The organism is Hydrogenophaga sp., assembly GCF_018780385.1.
Taxonomy (GTDB): Bacteria; Pseudomonadota; Gammaproteobacteria; order Burkholderiales; family Burkholderiaceae_C; genus Hydrogenophaga.
Map to the genome: position 1 here is coordinate 1 of NZ_JADMJO010000156.1, position 16,395 is coordinate 16,395.

Below are 16,395 nucleotides of genomic sequence, written 5' to 3' on the forward strand. Positions count from 1 at the left end.
GTGTGTCGCTGCCCCCCGAGGGGGCGCACCGCGGCCTTCGGGCGGCCGGGCGGCCGCGGTCATGATTGCGCTGTTGCAACGGGTGGCCCAGGCCCGCGTGGAGATCGAGGGTGAGGTCGTTGGTTCGGTCGGTCAAGGCCTGCTGGTGCTGCTGTGCGCCGAGCCCGACGACACCGAGGCGGTGGGCGAAAAGATGCTCGCCAAGATACTGAAGCTGCGGATCTTTGGCGACGCCGCCGGCAAGATGAACCTGAGCGTGCAGGACATCGGCGGCGGCTTGCTCATCGTGAGTCAGTTCACCCTGGCGGCCGACACGAAGAGTGGCAACCGGCCTGGCTTCACCGCGGCGGCGCCGCCGGCGTTGGGCGAGGCGCTCTATGAAGCATTCGTGAAGGCGGCGCGCGTTGCACATCCGGTGGTGCAGACCGGCCGTTTCGGCGCCGACATGAAAGTGCACCTGGTCAACGACGGACCGGTGACGATCCCACTGAGGATCACGGCCTGCCCTTCGACAAGCTCAGGACAATCGGAATACCAACCCCGTTCGGGCTGAGCCTGTCGAAGCCCTCGCTCACCAGCATCGTGCGAACCCTTCGACAGGCTCAGGGTGAACGGGTTTTATCAGGCGTAAGGGTTCGGCTGGCCCAAGCCGGCCAGGATCTCGGTCTCGCGCGCTTCCATCTCTTCGGCGTCGTCTTCGCTGGTCTCGTGATCCCAGCCCTGCGCGTGCAGTGTGCCGTGCACCAGCAGGTGGGCGTAGTGCTCGGCCAGCGGTTTCTTCAGCTCGGCGGCTTCGCGCGCCACCACCGGCGCGCACAGCACCAGGTCGGCCATCACCAGCGGCTCGGTGGCGTAGTCGAAGGTCAGCACGTTGGTGGCGTAGTCCTTGCCCCGGTAATCACGGTTGAGCGCCTGGCCTTCTTCGGCGTCGACGATGCGCACGGTGATCTCGGCGTCGGCGTCCAGCGCGTGGCGGATGCAGCGCACCACCGTGTGGCGCGGCAGCGCGGCGCGGTGGGTGGCCGCATCGGCGAGCTCGCCAAATTGCAAGGACAGGGTGAGTGCAGGCAGGGCCATCAGCGTTTGGCCGGTTGGGCGAAGCAGTTGGCCAGCAGCGTCTTTTCCTGCGCGGTGTGGTCGGCCGCCAGAAAGCTGAGCTCGCCCTTCATGCCCTGGGTGTACCAACGCAGGCTGTTCTGCTCGTCGAGCGCGACGAAGCGCACGCCGGTGGTGGCACGGCGCCCCTGCAGCATCACGGTGCGCCCGTCGAAGTGCAGGGCGGCAAACGCATTGCCGTTGCTCAGGTTCAGATAGACCAGTTCGATCTCGGTGCCACCGTCGCAGCGGTACTGCACCGCCTGGCTGCTGAAGATCAGGGCGGGTGCGGCGGGGGCGGGTGGGCTGCCCTGGGCGAAGGCCGTGAACGGCAGCAGGGCCAACAGGCCGGTGAGTGCGCGGGAGATGAATGTCGGGTGCATGGGTCGATTTTCAGGCTGCCTTGCGCCGCGCCCGCTTGGTCGGCGCGGCGTCATCGATGTGGGGCGTGCGCGCGTCGTAGGCGTCCACGATGCGCGCCACCAAGGGGTGGCGCACCACGTCGGCGCTGGAGAGGCGTGTGATCGCGATGCCCTGCACGCGCTTCAACACACGCTCGGCGTCTATCAGGCCGCTGAGTTCGGTGCGCGGCAGATCGATCTGGCTCACGTCGCCGGTGATCACCGCCTTGGCGCCGAAGCCGATGCGGGTGAGGAACATCTTCATCTGTTCCACGGTGGTGTTCTGCGCCTCGTCCAGGATCACGAAGGCGTGGTTGAGCGTGCGCCCGCGCATGAAAGCCAGTGGCGCGATTTCAATCTGTTGGCGCTCGAAGGCCTTCTGCACCTTGTCGGCGCCCATCAGGTCGTGCAGCGCGTCGTACAGCGGCCGCAGGTAGGGGTCGACCTTCTGGCCCAGGTCGCCGGGCAGGAAGCCGAGTTTTTCACCGGCTTCCACCGCGGGGCGCGTGAGCACGATGCGCTGCACCGCGCTGCGCTCCAGCGCATCGACCGCGCAGGCCACGGCCAGGTAGGTCTTGCCGGTGCCGGCCGGGCCGATGCCGAAGGTGATGTCGTGCGTGGCCATGTTCTCCAGGTAGCGCGCCTGGTTGGGCGTGCGCCCGCGCACCTCGCCGCGCCGCGTCTGCATGGCCAGGGCGCCATCGCCCGGGTCGACCAGGGCGGTGTCGCCACTGAGCATGAGCTGCACCTGCTCGGGCGGGATCGGCTTCTTGGCCATCTCGTACATGGCCTGCAGGGTTTCCAGCGCCTGGTTCACCTTGGGCTTGGTGCCCTCGATGCGAAATTGCTCGAACCGGTGCGCCACCTTCACGTTCAAGGCCGCCTCGATGGTGCGGATGTGGCTGTCCATGGGCCCGCACAGGTGCCCCATGCGGACGTTGTCGGGCGGGGAGAAGGTGTGTCTGAGAATCAAGCCGATAATTCCTTGAAATTGAAGCCCCCAAACCTGGCTGCGCCAGGCCCCCCGAGGGGGTGCTGTCGTTCTTGGGACGGCCCGGCGAACGACAAAGGATCTTCCAATGATAGGCAAGTTGACCGGTACGCTGCTGGAGAAAAACCCACCCCAGATCCTGCTGGACTGCCACGGCGTCGGTTACGAGGTCGACGTGCCGATGAGCACGTTTTACAACCTGCCCGGCACCGGTGAAAAAGTGGCCTTGCTCACCCACTTCGTGGTGCGCGAGGACGCCCAGATTCTCTACGGCTTCGGTACTGCCCCTGAACGTGAGGCCTTTCGCCAGCTCATCAAGATCAGCGGCGTGGGACCTCGCACCGCGCTCTCGGTGCTCTCGGGCATGAGCGTGGGCGACCTGGCCCAGGCCATCAGCGCGCAGGACAGCGGTCGCATCGTCAAGGTGCCCGGCATCGGCAAGAAGACCGCCGAGCGCCTGCTGCTCGAACTCAAGGGCAAGCTGGGTGCCGACCTCAACCTGAGTGGCGCCGGCCCGGCGCAGAGCGACGTGCAGAGCGACATCCAGCAAGCCCTGATGGCGCTGGGTTACAGCGACAAGGACGCAGCCGCCGCTCTCAAGCCCCTGCCGGCGGATGTGGGCGTGAGCGAGGGCATCAAGCTCGCGCTGAAGGCACTGGCGAAGTGAGGGGCGACCCGGACAGAAAATCGATCTGTCGTTCGATCGACCATGTCATGTTGCGACTGCATGACACGGAGCCTTTGCTTGCGCTGCTGACCGAGACCCTGTGCCTGCCGGTGACATGGCCGCTGCAACGCAGCGAATTTGCGAGCTTTGCCTGGGTTCATGTCGGCAATACCAATCTGGAGCTTTGGGCGGCCCGGAACAACGGCGATCTACCTGACGAATCTTGTTTGCCCTTGATCCATGGCCTGGCACTTGCGCCTGATGAACTGGCGTTCAGCATTGCCGAACTGGAGCGACACGGGGTTGCCTGCAAGGAACCCCGTCCATTCCAGACGGCGAATGTCGATGGCCAATCGGTCACGAATTTCACCAACTCGGTGATCTTGAACCTGTCATCACCAGCCTGCTGCAACTTCTTCTGTGAATGGGGCATGCAGGCCAGCATCGTTCCATGGGGCACAGGTGTAAGCACTGTTCAGCGCCACGAAGCGGAGCGGCACCGGTTTTCTGAATCGGGGGGCGGACTGCTTGGCCTTGTCCGGCTGACGCGTGTGGGAATGAGCTGCCCCGATGCAGAAGGGATGAGAAATCATTGGCGCACAATTGCTCAGGTTTTTGCAGACGAGCCACTGGAAATTGACGGCATCGCTTTGGATGTGTCGTCTGGCGAACTGCATCAAATCCACAGCCTGAGTTTCGAGGTGCGCTCATTGCGCGAGGCTCGGGCTTGTCTGGAAGAGCGAGGGCTTCTTGGCGAGAACACTCCGATGACCTTGACTTTGTCCGAGCACGCGACTGGAGGGCTGGTTTTCCATTTCGCTGAGGCCGGCGCAACCGCGAACTGAAGCTGACGATTCAACAATGAGCATCCAGACCGACGACTTCGCCCCCGCGCCGCGCGTGGTGTCCGCCGCACCGGCTTCGCCCAAGGAAGAGGCGATCGAGCGCGCGCTGCGGCCCAAGCTGCTCGACGAGTACGTGGGCCAGGTGAAGGTGCGCGAGCAGCTGGAAATCTTCATCGGCGCGGCCAGGAAGCGCAACGAGGCGCTGGACCACGTGCTGCTGTTCGGCCCGCCGGGGCTGGGCAAGACCACGCTCTCTCACATCATTGCGCAGGAACTCGGCGTGAACCTGCGCCAGACCAGCGGGCCGGTGCTGGAAAAGCCCAAGGACCTGGCCGCACTGCTGACCAATCTGGAAGCGAACGATGTGCTGTTCATCGACGAAATCCACCGGCTCAGCCCGGTCGTCGAGGAAATCCTGTACCCCGCGCTGGAGGACTACCAGATCGACATCATGATCGGCGAAGGGCCTGCCGCGCGCAGCATCAAGCTGGATCTGCAGCCCTTCACCCTGGTGGGTGCGACCACACGCGCCGGCATGCTGACCAATCCGCTGCGCGACCGCTTCGGCATCGTTGCGCGGCTGGAGTTCTACACGTCCGAAGAACTCGCGCGCATCGTCAAACGCAGTGCGGGTTTGCTGAACGCGCCGATGGACCCCGAGGGTGGCTTCGAGATTGCGCGCCGCTCGCGCGGCACACCGCGCATCGCCAACCGCCTGCTGCGCCGCGTGCGCGATTTCGCCGACGTGAAGGGCACGGGCACCATCACCAAAGACATCGCCAACCGCGCGCTGGCCATGCTCGATGTGGACCCGCAAGGCTTCGACCTGATGGACCGCAAGCTGCTCGAAGCCGTGATCCACCGCTTCGACGGCGGGCCGGTCGGGCTGGACAACATCGCAGCCAGCATCGGCGAAGAGCGCGACACCATCGAAGACGTGATCGAGCCCTACCTGATTCAGCAAGGCTTCCTGCAGCGCACGCCGCGCGGGCGCATCGCCACGCTGGCGGCCTACCGGCACCTGGGGGTGGCGCCGCCCACCCCTGACGGCGCGCTGTTCAGCGAGTAGCCAGTCCGGCAGCTGCAGCTGCGGGCGCGCGCGGCGCTGCAAAGGTGCCCTGGCCGCGCAGCATGCCTCCCACGATCAGGATCTGCGCCGCGTAGTAGGTGCTCAGCACCCAGACCTGCGACATCGGCAGCGGCGACACGAACCTGTTGATCGCCAGCAGGGTGTCACTCAGCATGAAGAAGGCGGCGCCCAGCGCCACGGCAAACGCCGCGCGGTCGCGGTGCACGGTGGCGCGGCCGATGGCCTGCGCGGCCATCAGCGCGATCACCAGCACGTAGGCCGCCACCGGCGCGCGCAAGCCAACCGGCAGACCGCCCTGCCAGAGAAACGCGTACATGGCCCCACCGACGCCCAGCGTGGCGACCAGCGCGCGCCGGCTCGGGAACCACGGCACATCCTGTCGGAACAGCGCGATGTAGGTCAGGTGCGCCAGCAGGAAGGCCACGAGTCCCGGGATGAAGTAGCCCGGGAACATCAGGAAGGCATCACCTGCCAGGGACAGCGCCAGCGCGCCCAGCAGCAAACCATCGGCACGCCGCAGGCCGCCCGCGCCGCGCGCATGGGTCAGCACCACGGCCATCGCGACCAGCATGGTCAGCGGCTTGAACACGCGGTGCAGTTCCACCGCGCCCAGCGCCGCCGTGGCCATGGACAGCGCCGCGCATTCGATCAGCAGCGCCTCGCCCATGCCGATGCGGCCCTGCATCACCGCGCTGATGGCCCACAGCGCGACCAACAGCACCGCGAACACCACCGCGCTGCGCGACAGCGGCCAGGCATCGGCGAACCACAGGAAGCCGGCCACGCCCGCGAGCAGAGCCAGGAACTGCAGGCCCGCGAACCACTGCACGCCGCGGTCCATGGGCGGCGCGTAGCGCTGCACCTGCGCGATGTCGAAAGCCGGCGCGGGAAAGCGCGCGGCCACGTCGGCCGGCCGCCAGCCCGGCGGCTTGAACCACACGCGCAGCTTGTCGGCCCAGCTTCGGGTGTGCCACGAATCCTTGAGCAGGCCCCAGTAGACCTCGCCGTTGGCCCACAGCGGGTCCCAGCTCTGCAGCGGCTTGCGCGTGCCGTAGACGCACTTCTCGTCTTCTTCCTTGAAGCTGCCGAAGAGCCGGTCCCACACGATCAGGATGCCGCCGTAGTTGCGGTCGAGGTAGCGGTCGTTCACTGCGTGGTGCACGCGGTGGTTGGACGGGCTGCAGAACCAGCGGTCGAACCAGCCAAGCTTGCCGACCTGCTCGGTGTGCACCCAGAACTGGTAGAGCAGATCGATGAGGGCGACCACGCCGAACACCAGCGGCGGCACGCCCGCCACCGCCATCGGCAGGTAGAAGACCCAGCCGAGCAGCGCGCCCGAGCTGGTCTGGCGCAGCGCGGTCGAGAGGTTGTAGTCCTGGCTCTGGTGGTGCACCACATGGGCGGCCCAGAAGATGGCGCTCTCGTGTCCGGCGCGGTGCAGCCAGTAGTAGCAGAAGTCGTAGAACACCAGCGCGGTCAGCCAGCCGACCCAGGTCGTCCAGAACGGGTGGTCGGGCCAGATCGCCACCGCCGCGTACACGGCGGTGTAGATGCCCACGCGCAGCAGCCGGGTGAACACCGCGCTGATCTGGCTGAGCATGCCCAGGCCGATGCTGCTGATGGCGTCGTCAAGGCGGTAGGTGTTGCGCCGGCGCTTCAGGCCGATCGCGTACTCGACCGCGATCAGCACAAGGAACACCGGCGTGGCCAGCACGATGATCTGGCTCGGGCTCATGGGCGGGTATCGCGTGGGGTGGTCTGCATGCGCGCATTGTGGGCAGAACCGGGCCCGCGCGGTGCTGGCATCAACCCGCATGCCGCGTGCCAGAATCGCGCCATGCCCGCCCCCTCGCAACCCGCCGCAATGGCCCCGGAGAGTGCCACCACCGCGCTTTACCGGGCCGCTCTCGGCGCGGTGAACGTCGATCGTTACTTGCCGGTGTTTGTCCGCTTCGACGAGGCGGGCCGCTCCGGCCCCAACTGGAACTGGGCCGCCGCGCTGCTGACACTGAACTGGCTGGTGTTTCGCCAATTGTGGGGAACGGCACTGGTGTACGTGGCGGCGGTCGAAGGTCTGGCCCTGCTGGTGCTGGGCCTGGGACGCGAATCGCTGGCCAGGCCGTCGCTCGCCGAGTCGGGCTTTCTGGGGGCGATTTTTGTGCTGAGCTGCGTGATCCCGGGGCTGTATGGCAACGCCTGGCTGCATGCCGATGCACGCCGCCGCATGACGCGCGCCGTGCGCGAGGCCAAGACCGTGCGCGAGGCGTGTACGTCCCTCGCGCTGCGGGCCAGCACTCGCCGCCGCCTGCTGGGTCTGGTGGCCATCAATGGGCTGCTCGCGGTTGCAACCATCGTCATGTACTGGGGCCTGTCCCGATGGGTGGCCGACCAGCAGGTGCTGCCAATGGTGGCCATGCCGGTGGTGGTGGCGCCTGCCGAGCCATCGCCGCCCGCGCCCGCAGAGCCTCCGCCGGTACCTTCACAACCACCCACTGAGCCTGTTGCCGCACCGCTACCTGTGCAACCAACCGAACCTTCGGCGGTGGCGCCCGCACCGGCGCCCACCCCCGCTGCGCAACCAACCCGAGCCGCTCCACTGGAGGGCTTTGCCATCAACGTCGGGCTGTTCGCCGACGCCACCAACGCCGACCGCGTGCACACCCGGCTCATCGATGCCGGCTTGCCGGCCTACATCCAGGTGGTCGATTCACCCAATGGCCAGCGCACCCGCGTGCGGGTCGGGCCGTTCGCCGGCCGCGCCCCGGCCGATGAGGCAGCGGCGCGCATCCGTGCACTGGGGCTGGACGCCATGGTGTTCCGGCCGTAAGCCAGGAAACAGCGGGCCTGTGCTACATTGCCAACCCATGAAAGCGCGCAACTTCTTTGCCTTTTACTTTTGGTTCTCAGTCCCCGGCGGACGAGAGGCGAGGCTGTAAGCGCATCACCAGATCTCGATCAAACCGCCGGAGCCCTCAGCCCGGCGGTTTTTTTTCGACCCTGTTTCCTTAACCGCAACACCAGTCCAGGAGCCCCGTGATGACCGCGAAACATGCCCCAACCAGCAGCGATGCCTGGCACACCCGTTCGATCGACAAGACCAGCCAGACCGACGACGAACGCATCAAGGACATCACCGTGTTGCCACCCCCCGAACACCTGATCCGCTTCTTCCCCATCGGCGGTACGCCGGTGGAGACGCTGATCAGCCAGACCCGTCAGCGCATCCACAACATCCTGCACGGCAAGGACGACCGCCTGCTGGTGATCATCGGCCCATGCTCCATCCACGATCCGGCCGCCGCGGTGGACTACGCGCGGCGCCTCAAGCCATTGCGCGAAAAGTACGCCGACACGCTGGAGATCGTGATGCGTGTGTACTTCGAGAAGCCACGCACCACGGTGGGCTGGAAGGGTCTCATCAACGACCCTTACCTGGACGAAAGCTTTCGCATCGACGAAGGCCTGCGCATCGCGCGCCAGCTGCTGATCGAGATCAACCGCCTGGGCCTGCCCGCCGGCAGCGAGTTCCTTGACGTGATCTCGCCGCAGTACATCGGCGACCTGATCGCCTGGGGCGCGATCGGCGCGCGCACCACCGAGAGCCAGGTGCACCGCGAACTGGCCTCGGGCCTCTCAGCCCCGATCGGCTTCAAGAACGGAACCGACGGCAACATCAGAATAGCGACCGACGCGATTCAGGCGGCCTCGCGCGGCCACCATTTCCTGTCGGTGCACAAGAACGGTCAGGTCGCGATCGTGCAGACCAACGGCAACAAGGACTGTCACGTGATTCTGCGCGGCGGCAAGGCGCCCAACTACGACGCTGCCAGCGTGGCCGCGTCGGTGAAGGAGCTTGAGGCTGCCAAGCTGGCGCCGCGCCTGATGGTGGACTGCAGTCACGCCAACAGCAGCAAGCAGCACGAGAAGCAGCTCGACGTGGCGCGCGACATTGCCAGCCAGATCACCGGTGGATCGCGCAGCATTTTCGGCGTGATGATCGAGAGCCACATCGAAGCCGGCGCGCAGAAGTTCACCCCGGGCAAGGACGAGGTGGGCGCGCTCAAGTACGGCCAGAGCATCACCGACGCCTGCCTGGGCTGGGGTGATTCGCTGCAGGCGCTGGAAGTGCTGTCAAACGCGGTGCAGGCTGCGCGCCAGGCGAAAGCCTGAATCTGGCTGCGGGCTTTCACGGGGTGCCCGCCCGCAGCGGCGAGGCCCACAATGGAAGCCCTTCAGGAGATTCACCATGCGAAGTCAAGTCACCGTGAGCTGGGGCCGGTCAGCCGTCTACCGCTTCGATCTGGAAGAAGTGCAGCCCATGCCGCACGACCTGGCCCGCGCGTGGCTGGACGAGCAATTCACGTTTCTCGGCTGCGAGCCGATCCGGCCCACCGGCAAAGTGCTCACGGCCGACAAGATCCTGGGGGTGGCGGAGGCCGTGGGCGAGGAACGCTTTCGCGACGAGGCGCACCGCGCCTGGGCCATGGCGTTTGCGCGGGCGGCCAGTGCCTCCCTTGCAAAGCCCGTCATTTCTATCGATGTGCCTGCTCAGGCGCTGAGCTACTGAGCCTCAGGCGCCCAGCGCTTTCAGCAGGCGCTCGTGCACGCCACCAAACCCACCGTTGCTCATGCAGACGATGTGGTCACCGGGTTGGGCGGCCGACACCACCTGAGCCACCAGTTCGTCGATGGTTTTGCCGATCTGGGCGCGTGTGCCCATGGGCGCCAGGGCCTCGGTGGCGTCCCAGTCCAGCCCTCCCGAATGGCAGAACGCCAGATCGGCCGCTTCCAGGCTCCACGGCAACTGCGACTTCATCGTGCCCAGCTTCATGGTGTTGCTGCGTGGCTCGAACACCGCGAGGATGCGACCGCGCGGGCTGCCGAGCCGGCGCTGCAGGCCGTCCAGCGTGGTGCGGATGGCGGTGGGATGGTGGGCGAAGTCGTCGTAGACGGTGATCGCACCACCTGCGCGCGCCACCGTGCCGCGCACTTCCATGCGTCGGCGCACGTTCTCGAACGAGGCCAGCGCCCGCGCCGCATCGGCCGGGGCCACGCCCACATGTTCGGCCGCCGCGATGGCCGCCAGCGCGTTGAGCTGGTTGTGCACGCCGCTGAGTGACCATTCCACGCGACCCGCCGGCTTGCCTTGGTTGAGCACGTCGAAGGCGTGGGGCTCGCCCTCGGCCGTGAAGTCGCTCACCGCCGCGCCAAAGGTCCGCAGCTCGCTCCACAAGCCTTGGTGCAGCACGCGCTCCAGGCTTTCCTCCAGGCCGTTGGACACCACCCGCCCCGACGGCGGCACCGTGCGGATGAGATGGTGGAACTGGCGTTCGATGGCGGCGAGGTCGTCAAAGATGTCGGCGTGATCGAATTCGAGGTTGTTCAAGATCGCCGTGCGCGGGCGGTAGTGCACGAACTTGCTGCGCTTGTCGAAGAACGCGGTGTCGTACTCATCGGCCTCGATAACGAAGGCCCCCACGCTCCCCACTGCGTGTGGTTCGCTGCCCTCCGAGGGGGCTGTTTTGCCTTGGGGCGGCCCGGCGGCAAAACGGTCTTCTGCGGCGGCGGGTGTGCCCAAGCGCGCTGAAACGCCGAAGTTCATGGGCACGCCACCCACCAGGAACCCTGGCTGCAGCCCATTGGCTTCCAGAATCCACGTCAACATGGCTGTGGTGGTGGTCTTGCCGTGGGTGCCGGCCACGGCCAGCACGTGCCGGCCCTGGAGCACGTTCTCCGCCAGCCACTGCGGGCCGCTGGTGTAAGCCGCGCCGCTGTCCAGGATGGCTTCCATCAGGGGAAATTTCGGCGTGCCGTCGGGTTTGCGCGCGCGGCTGACCACGTTGCCGACCACGAAGACGTCGGGCTTGAGAGCCAGTTGGTCGGCGCCGAAGCCCTCGATCAGATCGATGCCCAGCGCGCGCAGCTGGTCGCTCATGGGGGGGTAAACGCCGGCGTCGCAGCCGGTGACGCGGTGACCGGCTTCGCGGGCCAGGGCGGCCAGGCCGCCCATGAAGGTGCCGCAAATGCCCAGGATGTGTATGTGCATCCGGCGATTCTAGGTGGCGACCCACCCCGGCCTTGCGGGTATGGCCGCGCGCCTCGGCGCCCCATCCCCTGGGCGGGCACAATCCCCGGCATGGAAGCGAGCCGGGACGACATCACCTTCGAAATCGCGGCTGTGGCCGCCCGCCTGGTGGCTGAGGACGGGCTGGAGTACGCGGCCGCCAAGCGCCAGGCCGTCAAGCAGCTCGGCCTGCCGGCGCGCACAGCGCTGCCCGACAACGCGGTGCTGGAAGCGGCGGTGCGCGAGCACATCGACATCTTCTGTGCCGACACCCAGCCGGGTGAACTGCTGGCCTTGCGCGAACTCGCCCTGCTGTGGATGGAGCGCCTGAAGGCCTTTCGCCCGCACCTGGGCGGGTCGGTCTGGCACGGAACCGCCACGCGCCACAGCGATCTTTATATGCAGCTCTTTTGCGACGACCCCAAGGCGCCTGAATGGGCCTTGCTCGATCACCGGGTGGAGTACCACCCCGGCACGGTGAACGGCTGGCGCGGCGAACCGGTGGAGGCGCTCACCTTGCGCACCCGCTGCGACGCGCTGGGCCAGTGGGTGCTCATTCATTTGATGGTGCACGAGCACGATGATCTGCGTGGGGCTCTCAAGCCCGATGTCCAAGGCCGCAAGCCGCGGGGCGACGCTGCGGCGCTGCTGCAGCGCATGGCCGATGCGCCCGAAATTCCCGGACTGAACGAACCCGCCTCATGAAACTGCAACGAAGAACGGTGTTGATGACCGGGGCCGCCGTGGTCGCTGCCGGCGCGGGTGCCTGGATATCCTGGCGCAGGATCGCGCCACAACCCGTGATGAGCGAGGCCGAGGCGGCATTCTGGGCTGGCCGCTTCGAAGGCCCGAACGGCGAGGAGGTGGACTTGGCCGCCATGCGAGGGCGTCCCTTGCTGGTGAATTTCTGGGCCACCTGGTGCCCGCCGTGTGTGGAGGAGTTGCCCCTGCTCAACGCCTTCAACAAAACCAACGCGGCCCAGGGTTGGCAGGTGCTCGGGCTGGCGGTCGACCAAGCCAACGCAGTGCGCAGCTTCATGCAGAAGCTGCCGCTGAACTTCCCCGTGGGTATGGCCGGCTTTGCCGGGACCGAGCTCAGCCGCAGCCTGGGCAACCCGAGCGGCAGCTTGCCGTACACGGTCGTGTTCGGTGCCGACGGCACTGTCCTGCACCGCAAGATCGGCAAGGTGTCCGAGGTCGATCTGGCCCAATGGGCGCAGCTGGTCTGACGCAGCGGTATCGGGATGGACCGCTGGTCCAGTGCCTGGGAGTTCCTGCGATAAAGGGCTAAATTCCAGCTTTGTCGCCAAAAAATACCTTGCATGGCGCGGACGGTACGCGCTGCACCCTGCGGGCCCGGCTGGATTGGGCACGCCCCCCTTCGTGTACACTGCGGCACCCCGCTCGATCGGGACGATCCGACAAGTCTGAACTTGATCGCATTTAGAACAAATTAGCCGCTTTTCGTTGGAGAAATCATGGATTTAAGAAAATTGAAGACGCTGATCGATCTGGTGTCCGAATCAAACGTGTCGGAACTGGAGATCACCGAAGCCGAGGGCAAGGTCCGCATCGTCAAAAGCGCGCCGGTGTCCGCTGCGGCACCTGTGACCTACAGCATGGCGCCAGCGCCCGTGGCGCCCTCGGTGGTGCCGGCCGTTGAGGTGGCGCCCACGGTGGCGGCACCCGTCGAGCCGGTGGGTCACACGGTCAAGTCGCCCATGGTCGGCACCTTCTACCGGGCCTCCAGCCCGGGCGCCAAGCCTTTCGTGGAGATTGGCGACACGATCAAGGAAGGCGAGACGATCTGCATCGTCGAGGCCATGAAGATCCTCAATGAAATCGAAGCAGACAAGTCCGGCACCGTGACCAAGATTCTGGTGGACAACGGTCAGGCTGTGGAATACGGCCAGCCTTTGTACGTGATCGAATAAAAAAGGCTCCGAGCCCATGTTCAAGAAAATCCTGATTGCCAACCGCGGGGAAATCGCACTGCGCGTGCAGCGCGCCTGCCGCGAAATGGGCATCAAGGCGGTGATGGTGTATTCCGAGGCCGACCGCGACGCCAAGTACGTGCGCCTGGCCGACGAAGCCGTCTGTATCGGCCCGGCTTCAAGCACCCACAGCTACCTCAACATGCCGGCCATCATTTCGGCCGCCGAGGTGACCGACGCCGAAGCCATCCACCCCGGCTACGGCTTCCTGTCGGAGAACGCCGACTTTGCCGAGCGCGTGGAAAAAAGCGGCTTCACCTTCATCGGCCCGTCGCCTGATTCCATCCGCCTCATGGGCGACAAAGTCTCGGCCAAGCAGGCCATGATCCGAGCCGGCGTGCCATGCGTGCCGGGGTCCGAGGGCGCGTTGCCCGACGATCCGGTGGTGATCAAGCGCACGGCCAAGGCCGTGGGTTACCCGGTGATCATCAAAGCCGCGGGCGGCGGCGGTGGCCGCGGCATGCGCGTGGTGCACACCGAGGCAGCGCTGCTGCACGCGGTCCAAACCACCAAGGCCGAAGCCGGTGCCGCATTCGGCAACGCCGAGGTCTACATGGAGAAGTTTCTCCAGAACCCGCGCCACATCGAGATCCAGATCCTGGCCGACAAGCACCGCAATGCGGTGTACCTCGGCGAGCGCGACTGCTCCATGCAGCGCCGCCACCAGAAGGTGATCGAAGAGGCGCCGGCTCCGGGCATCCCGCGCCGTTTGATCGAGAAGATCGGCGAGCGATGCGCGGCCGCCTGCAAGAAGATCGGCTACCGCGGCGCGGGCACCTTCGAGTTCCTGTTCGAGAACGGCGAGTTCTATTTCATCGAGATGAACACCCGCGTGCAGGTGGAGCACCCAGTGACCGAATGGATCTCGGGTGTGGACATCGTGCGCACGCAGATCGCGGTGGCGGCGGGTGAAAAATTGCCCTTCACGCAGCGCCAGGTTCAGCTGCGCGGGCACGCCATCGAGTGCCGCATCAACGCCGAGGACGCCTACAAGTTCACGCCGTCGCCAGGTCGCATCACGACCTGGCACGCGCCGGGCGGCCCCGGTGTGCGGGTGGACTCCCATGCCTACACCAACTACTTTGTGCCACCGAACTACGACTCCATGATCGGCAAGATCATCGTGCACGGCGATACGCGCGAGCAGGCATTGGCCCGCATGCGCACCGCCCTGGCCGAGACGGTGATCGAAGGCATCAAGACCAACATCCCGCTGCACCGCGAGCTGATGGTGGACGCCAGCTTTGTCGCCGGTGGCACCAACATCCACTACCTTGAAGAGTGGCTCTCCCAACGTGAACGCTGATCGCGCTTCCCAGACCCAGCCATCGGCTGGGTCTCTTTTTGAGCTGGTGCTCATGGTGCCCGAAGCCTCGGTCGAGGCTGTGAGCGAGGCGCTGGACGCGCTGGACGCCCTGAGCACCTCGGTGGAAGACGCCGACGCCATGACCGATGCCGAGCAGGCGCTGTTCGGCGAGCCCGGCATGCCGCCACCCAAGGAGGGCTGGCAGCGCTCGCGTGTGGTGGCGCTGTTTGCCTCCGACCCCGCGGCCCGTGAGGCGGCCGAGCTGCTCAAGCTGCAGGACTTCTTTGAAGGTTGCGCGGTGCTCGGCGTGCAGTCCGTGCCCGAACAGGACTGGGTGCGCCTCACGCAGTCGCAGTTTGCGCCGGTGGAGATCACGCCCACGTTCTGGATCGTGCCGAGCTGGCACGAGCCGCCCGCCGCCGCCGAGCAGATCATCCGCCTCGATCCGGGCCTGGCATTTGGCACCGGCACGCATCCGACCACCCGCATGTGTCTGCGTTGGACGGCGCAGCATCCACCAGCGGGCTCACGTGTGCTCGACTACGGCTGCGGCTCCGGCATCCTGGCCATCGGCGCGGCCAAGTTCGGCGCGCGCGAGATCGTTGCGGTGGACATCGATCCGGCCGCGGTGGAGTCCACCCGGCTCAACGCATCGGCCAACCACGTCATGCTGCATGAGGGCTTGCCCGACATCGCGCGGGGTGAGCACGATCTCGTGCTGGCCAACATCCTGGCCACACCGCTCAAGGTCCTCGCCCCGCTGTTGTGCTCGCATGTGCGCTCGGGCGGACACCTGGTGCTCGCGGGCATCCTCGCGCGCCAGGCCGACGAGTTGATCGAAGCCTATGCGCCGTGGGTGGCGTTGCAGGTCAGCGACGAAGAGGATGGCTGGATCCTCATGACCGCGGTCAAGGCCTGAGCGACCGTGCAGCGCCCGCGATAATCGGCGCATGAGTTTCACCACCCGTTGCCCGGCATGCGGAACGACCTTCAGGATCGTTGCCGATCAGCTGAAGATCTCCGAAGGCTGGGTGCGTTGTGGCCATTGCGCCGATGTGTTCGACGCCACGCTCTATTTGGAGCCTTGGGTGCCGGGCGCACCAGCACCAGCGGGGTCACCGCCAGAGCCCCAGGTGCCGCAGGCCAAACTCACCAACGCAAGCGATCCCCAAGAGGATCAACTCATCACCAGGCCGCCGACACCACTGCCGGATGACCCGCCCGCAAGCCTGCCAGCCGACGCCGATTTCGGCACCGAACTTCAACGGTTCGCGGCCGCCAAGGCGGCTGCTGACGCAGAGGCTGCTGTTGCCGTGGTGACGGCTTCGACCGCCAGCGCCAAGCCTGTTGCCCCACCCGCGGAGAGTCCTGACAGCGAAGTGGTTGACAGCGTGGATCCCGAGGCCGTCCCCGGGTTCGTGCGTCAGGCGCAGCAGCGCGCCTTCTGGCAATCGCGCGGCGTGCGTGTCGGGCTGGCCTTTCTGACTCTGCTGCTGGCGGCATTGCTGGTGGCCCAATGGGCGTTGCATGAGCGCGATCGGATCGCCGCGTGGCGGCCCGATCTGTTGCCGCTGTTGCAACAGGTCTGCGCGCCGATGGGGTGCGCCGTGGGACCGGTGCGCAACATCGAGGCCATCGTGATCGACAGTTCTGCGCTGGTGCGCCGCCTGGGCAACTTCCATTCGTTTGACCTCGTGCTCAAGAACACCTCCAACATGGCGTTGGCCCTGCCCGCCCTTGAGCTGAGCCTGACCGACACGCGCGATGCGGTCATCTCGCGCCGCGTGTTCCTGCCCGAAGAATGGCCAGACGCGCCGACCGTGATTCCTGCGCAAAGCTCGCTGAACGTGAGTTTCCGCCTCTCACTTTCGGTGGGTGAAGCCACACCCATGGCCGGCTACCGTGCGCTGGTTTTCTATCCCTGACCCTTTCCAACCTTTCT

The 16,395-nt window shown here is 66.3% G+C and carries 18 protein-coding genes; 13 read left to right on the forward strand and 5 right to left on the reverse strand.

The window, feature by feature from the left end; translation table 11 throughout:
• Positions 1 to 61: 61 nt before the first annotated feature.
• The gene (gene dtd, locus IV113_RS25740; RefSeq protein WP_291091277.1) at positions 62 to 553 is read left to right on the forward strand and encodes a D-aminoacyl-tRNA deacylase; all 492 of its coding nucleotides are present in this window, start codon (positions 62 to 64) and stop codon (positions 551 to 553) included.
• A 68-nt stretch (positions 554 to 621) separates the two neighbouring features.
• Here dtd and ybeY read toward each other — a convergent pair whose 3' ends face one another.
• Genes ybeY through IV113_RS25755 form a run of 3 tightly spaced genes read right to left on the reverse strand, consistent with a single transcriptional unit; the run spans position 622 to position 2,469 of the window.
• Positions 622 to 1,077: an rRNA maturation RNase YbeY gene (ybeY, locus tag IV113_RS25745; RefSeq protein ID WP_291091229.1), complete on the reverse strand. Its 456-nt coding sequence runs from the start codon at positions 1,075 to 1,077 to the stop codon at positions 622 to 624.
• On the reverse strand, positions 1,077 to 1,478 hold the full coding sequence (locus tag IV113_RS25750; RefSeq protein WP_291091231.1) for an MliC family protein: 402 nt from the start codon (positions 1,476 to 1,478) through the stop codon (positions 1,077 to 1,079). The genes ybeY and IV113_RS25750 overlap by 1 nt, the downstream gene beginning before the upstream one ends.
• A 10-nt stretch (positions 1,479 to 1,488) precedes the next feature.
• Complete coding sequence (locus IV113_RS25755) at positions 1,489 to 2,469, reverse strand: PhoH family protein (protein ID WP_291091233.1); 981 nt, start codon at positions 2,467 to 2,469, stop codon at positions 1,489 to 1,491.
• A gap of 106 nt (positions 2,470 to 2,575) precedes the next feature.
• On the opposite strand from IV113_RS25755, the gene ruvA reads away from it, so the two are divergent.
• The 3 genes from ruvA to ruvB are packed head-to-tail and all read left to right on the forward strand — an operon-like array spanning position 2,576 to position 5,068.
• Complete coding sequence (gene ruvA / locus IV113_RS25760) at positions 2,576 to 3,154, forward strand: Holliday junction branch migration protein RuvA (RefSeq protein WP_291091235.1); 579 nt, start codon at positions 2,576 to 2,578, stop codon at positions 3,152 to 3,154.
• Positions 3,155 to 3,201: 47 nt separating this feature from the next.
• Complete coding sequence (locus IV113_RS25765; RefSeq protein ID WP_291091237.1) at positions 3,202 to 3,999, forward strand: hypothetical protein; 798 nt, start codon at positions 3,202 to 3,204, stop codon at positions 3,997 to 3,999.
• A gap of 16 nt (positions 4,000 to 4,015) precedes the next feature.
• Complete coding sequence (gene ruvB, locus IV113_RS25770) at positions 4,016 to 5,068, forward strand: Holliday junction branch migration DNA helicase RuvB (protein ID WP_291091238.1); 1,053 nt, start codon at positions 4,016 to 4,018, stop codon at positions 5,066 to 5,068.
• Here the strand turns inward: ruvB and IV113_RS25775 are convergent.
• On the reverse strand, positions 5,058 to 6,824 hold the full coding sequence (locus tag IV113_RS25775) for a lysoplasmalogenase family protein (RefSeq protein ID WP_291091239.1): 1,767 nt from the start codon (positions 6,822 to 6,824) through the stop codon (positions 5,058 to 5,060). The two genes, ruvB and IV113_RS25775, sit on opposite strands and share 11 nt — an antisense overlap.
• Before the next feature lie 102 nt (positions 6,825 to 6,926).
• On the opposite strand from IV113_RS25775, the gene IV113_RS25780 reads away from it, so the two are divergent.
• From IV113_RS25780 to IV113_RS25790, 3 genes are all read left to right on the forward strand, one after another.
• Positions 6,927 to 7,916, forward strand: coding sequence for an SPOR domain-containing protein (locus tag IV113_RS25780; RefSeq protein ID WP_291091241.1), 990 nt, complete (start codon positions 6,927 to 6,929; stop codon positions 7,914 to 7,916).
• Positions 7,917 to 8,125: 209 nt separating this feature from the next.
• A complete protein-coding gene (locus IV113_RS25785; protein ID WP_291091243.1) occupies positions 8,126 to 9,259 on the forward strand; it encodes a 3-deoxy-7-phosphoheptulonate synthase in 1,134 nt (377 codons plus the stop codon).
• A 76-nt stretch (positions 9,260 to 9,335) separates the two neighbouring features.
• Positions 9,336 to 9,656, forward strand: a complete 321-nt coding sequence (locus tag IV113_RS25790) for a hypothetical protein (RefSeq protein ID WP_291091245.1) — start codon at positions 9,336 to 9,338, stop codon at positions 9,654 to 9,656.
• Positions 9,657 to 9,659: 3 nt separating this feature from the next.
• Here the strand turns inward: IV113_RS25790 and mpl are convergent, their stop codons facing one another.
• Entirely contained in the window at positions 9,660 to 11,135 is a 1,476-nt protein-coding gene (mpl, locus tag IV113_RS25795) for a UDP-N-acetylmuramate:L-alanyl-gamma-D-glutamyl-meso-diaminopimelate ligase (protein WP_291091247.1), read from the reverse strand.
• Positions 11,136 to 11,225: 90 nt separating this feature from the next.
• On the opposite strand from mpl, the gene IV113_RS25800 reads away from it, so the two are divergent.
• From IV113_RS25800 to IV113_RS25825, 6 genes are all read left to right on the forward strand, one after another.
• Positions 11,226 to 11,858 (forward strand): hypothetical protein, encoded by a 633-nt coding sequence (locus IV113_RS25800; protein ID WP_291091248.1) that lies wholly within the window; start codon positions 11,226 to 11,228, stop codon positions 11,856 to 11,858.
• Positions 11,855 to 12,382, forward strand: a complete 528-nt coding sequence (locus IV113_RS25805; protein WP_291091250.1) for a TlpA disulfide reductase family protein — start codon at positions 11,855 to 11,857, stop codon at positions 12,380 to 12,382. The genes IV113_RS25800 and IV113_RS25805 overlap by 4 nt, the downstream gene beginning before the upstream one ends.
• A 249-nt stretch (positions 12,383 to 12,631) precedes the next feature.
• The gene (gene accB / locus IV113_RS25810; protein WP_291091252.1) at positions 12,632 to 13,087 is read left to right on the forward strand and encodes an acetyl-CoA carboxylase biotin carboxyl carrier protein; all 456 of its coding nucleotides are present in this window, start codon (positions 12,632 to 12,634) and stop codon (positions 13,085 to 13,087) included.
• Between the two features lie 16 nt (positions 13,088 to 13,103).
• Positions 13,104 to 14,453 carry an acetyl-CoA carboxylase biotin carboxylase subunit gene (accC, locus tag IV113_RS25815; protein WP_291091254.1) on the forward strand — a complete coding sequence of 450 codons (1,350 nt, stop codon included), beginning with the start codon at positions 13,104 to 13,106 and terminating at the stop codon, positions 14,451 to 14,453.
• Positions 14,443 to 15,372 (forward strand): 50S ribosomal protein L11 methyltransferase, encoded by a 930-nt coding sequence (gene prmA / locus IV113_RS25820; RefSeq protein ID WP_291091256.1) that lies wholly within the window; start codon positions 14,443 to 14,445, stop codon positions 15,370 to 15,372. Before accC ends, prmA begins: the two co-directional genes overlap by 11 nt.
• A 31-nt stretch (positions 15,373 to 15,403) precedes the next feature.
• Entirely contained in the window at positions 15,404 to 16,378 is a 975-nt protein-coding gene (locus IV113_RS25825) for a DUF3426 domain-containing protein (RefSeq protein WP_291091258.1), read from the forward strand.
• The last annotated feature ends 17 nt before the right edge of the window (positions 16,379 to 16,395 follow it).

Bases quoted from the DNA above. Each gene is read 5' to 3' on its own strand.
- IV113_RS25785 (WP_291091243.1), top strand. From the start codon at position 8,126: ATGACCGCGAAACATGCCCCAACCAGCAGCGATGCCTGGCACACCCGT.
- accB (WP_291091252.1), top strand. From the start codon at position 12,632: ATGGATTTAAGAAAATTGAAGACGCTGATCGATCTGGTGTCCGAATCA.
- IV113_RS25750 (WP_291091231.1), bottom strand. From the start codon at position 1,478: ATGCACCCGACATTCATCTCCCGCGCACTCACCGGCCTGTTGGCCCTG.
- ruvB (WP_291091238.1), top strand. From the start codon at position 4,016: ATGAGCATCCAGACCGACGACTTCGCCCCCGCGCCGCGCGTGGTGTCC.
- IV113_RS25790 (WP_291091245.1), top strand. From the start codon at position 9,336: ATGCGAAGTCAAGTCACCGTGAGCTGGGGCCGGTCAGCCGTCTACCGC.
- IV113_RS25765 (WP_291091237.1), top strand. From the start codon at position 3,202: ATGTTGCGACTGCATGACACGGAGCCTTTGCTTGCGCTGCTGACCGAG.
- ybeY (WP_291091229.1), bottom strand. From the start codon at position 1,077: ATGGCCCTGCCTGCACTCACCCTGTCCTTGCAATTTGGCGAGCTCGCC.
- dtd (WP_291091277.1), top strand. From the start codon at position 62: ATGATTGCGCTGTTGCAACGGGTGGCCCAGGCCCGCGTGGAGATCGAG.
- ruvA (WP_291091235.1), top strand. From the start codon at position 2,576: ATGATAGGCAAGTTGACCGGTACGCTGCTGGAGAAAAACCCACCCCAG.
- IV113_RS25805 (WP_291091250.1), top strand. From the start codon at position 11,855: ATGAAACTGCAACGAAGAACGGTGTTGATGACCGGGGCCGCCGTGGTC.
- accC (WP_291091254.1), top strand. From the start codon at position 13,104: ATGTTCAAGAAAATCCTGATTGCCAACCGCGGGGAAATCGCACTGCGC.
- IV113_RS25800 (WP_291091248.1), top strand. From the start codon at position 11,226: ATGGAAGCGAGCCGGGACGACATCACCTTCGAAATCGCGGCTGTGGCC.
- IV113_RS25825 (WP_291091258.1), top strand. From the start codon at position 15,404: ATGAGTTTCACCACCCGTTGCCCGGCATGCGGAACGACCTTCAGGATC.
- IV113_RS25780 (WP_291091241.1), top strand. From the start codon at position 6,927: ATGCCCGCCCCCTCGCAACCCGCCGCAATGGCCCCGGAGAGTGCCACC.
- IV113_RS25775 (WP_291091239.1), bottom strand. From the start codon at position 6,824: ATGAGCCCGAGCCAGATCATCGTGCTGGCCACGCCGGTGTTCCTTGTG.
- mpl (WP_291091247.1), bottom strand. From the start codon at position 11,135: ATGCACATACACATCCTGGGCATTTGCGGCACCTTCATGGGCGGCCTG.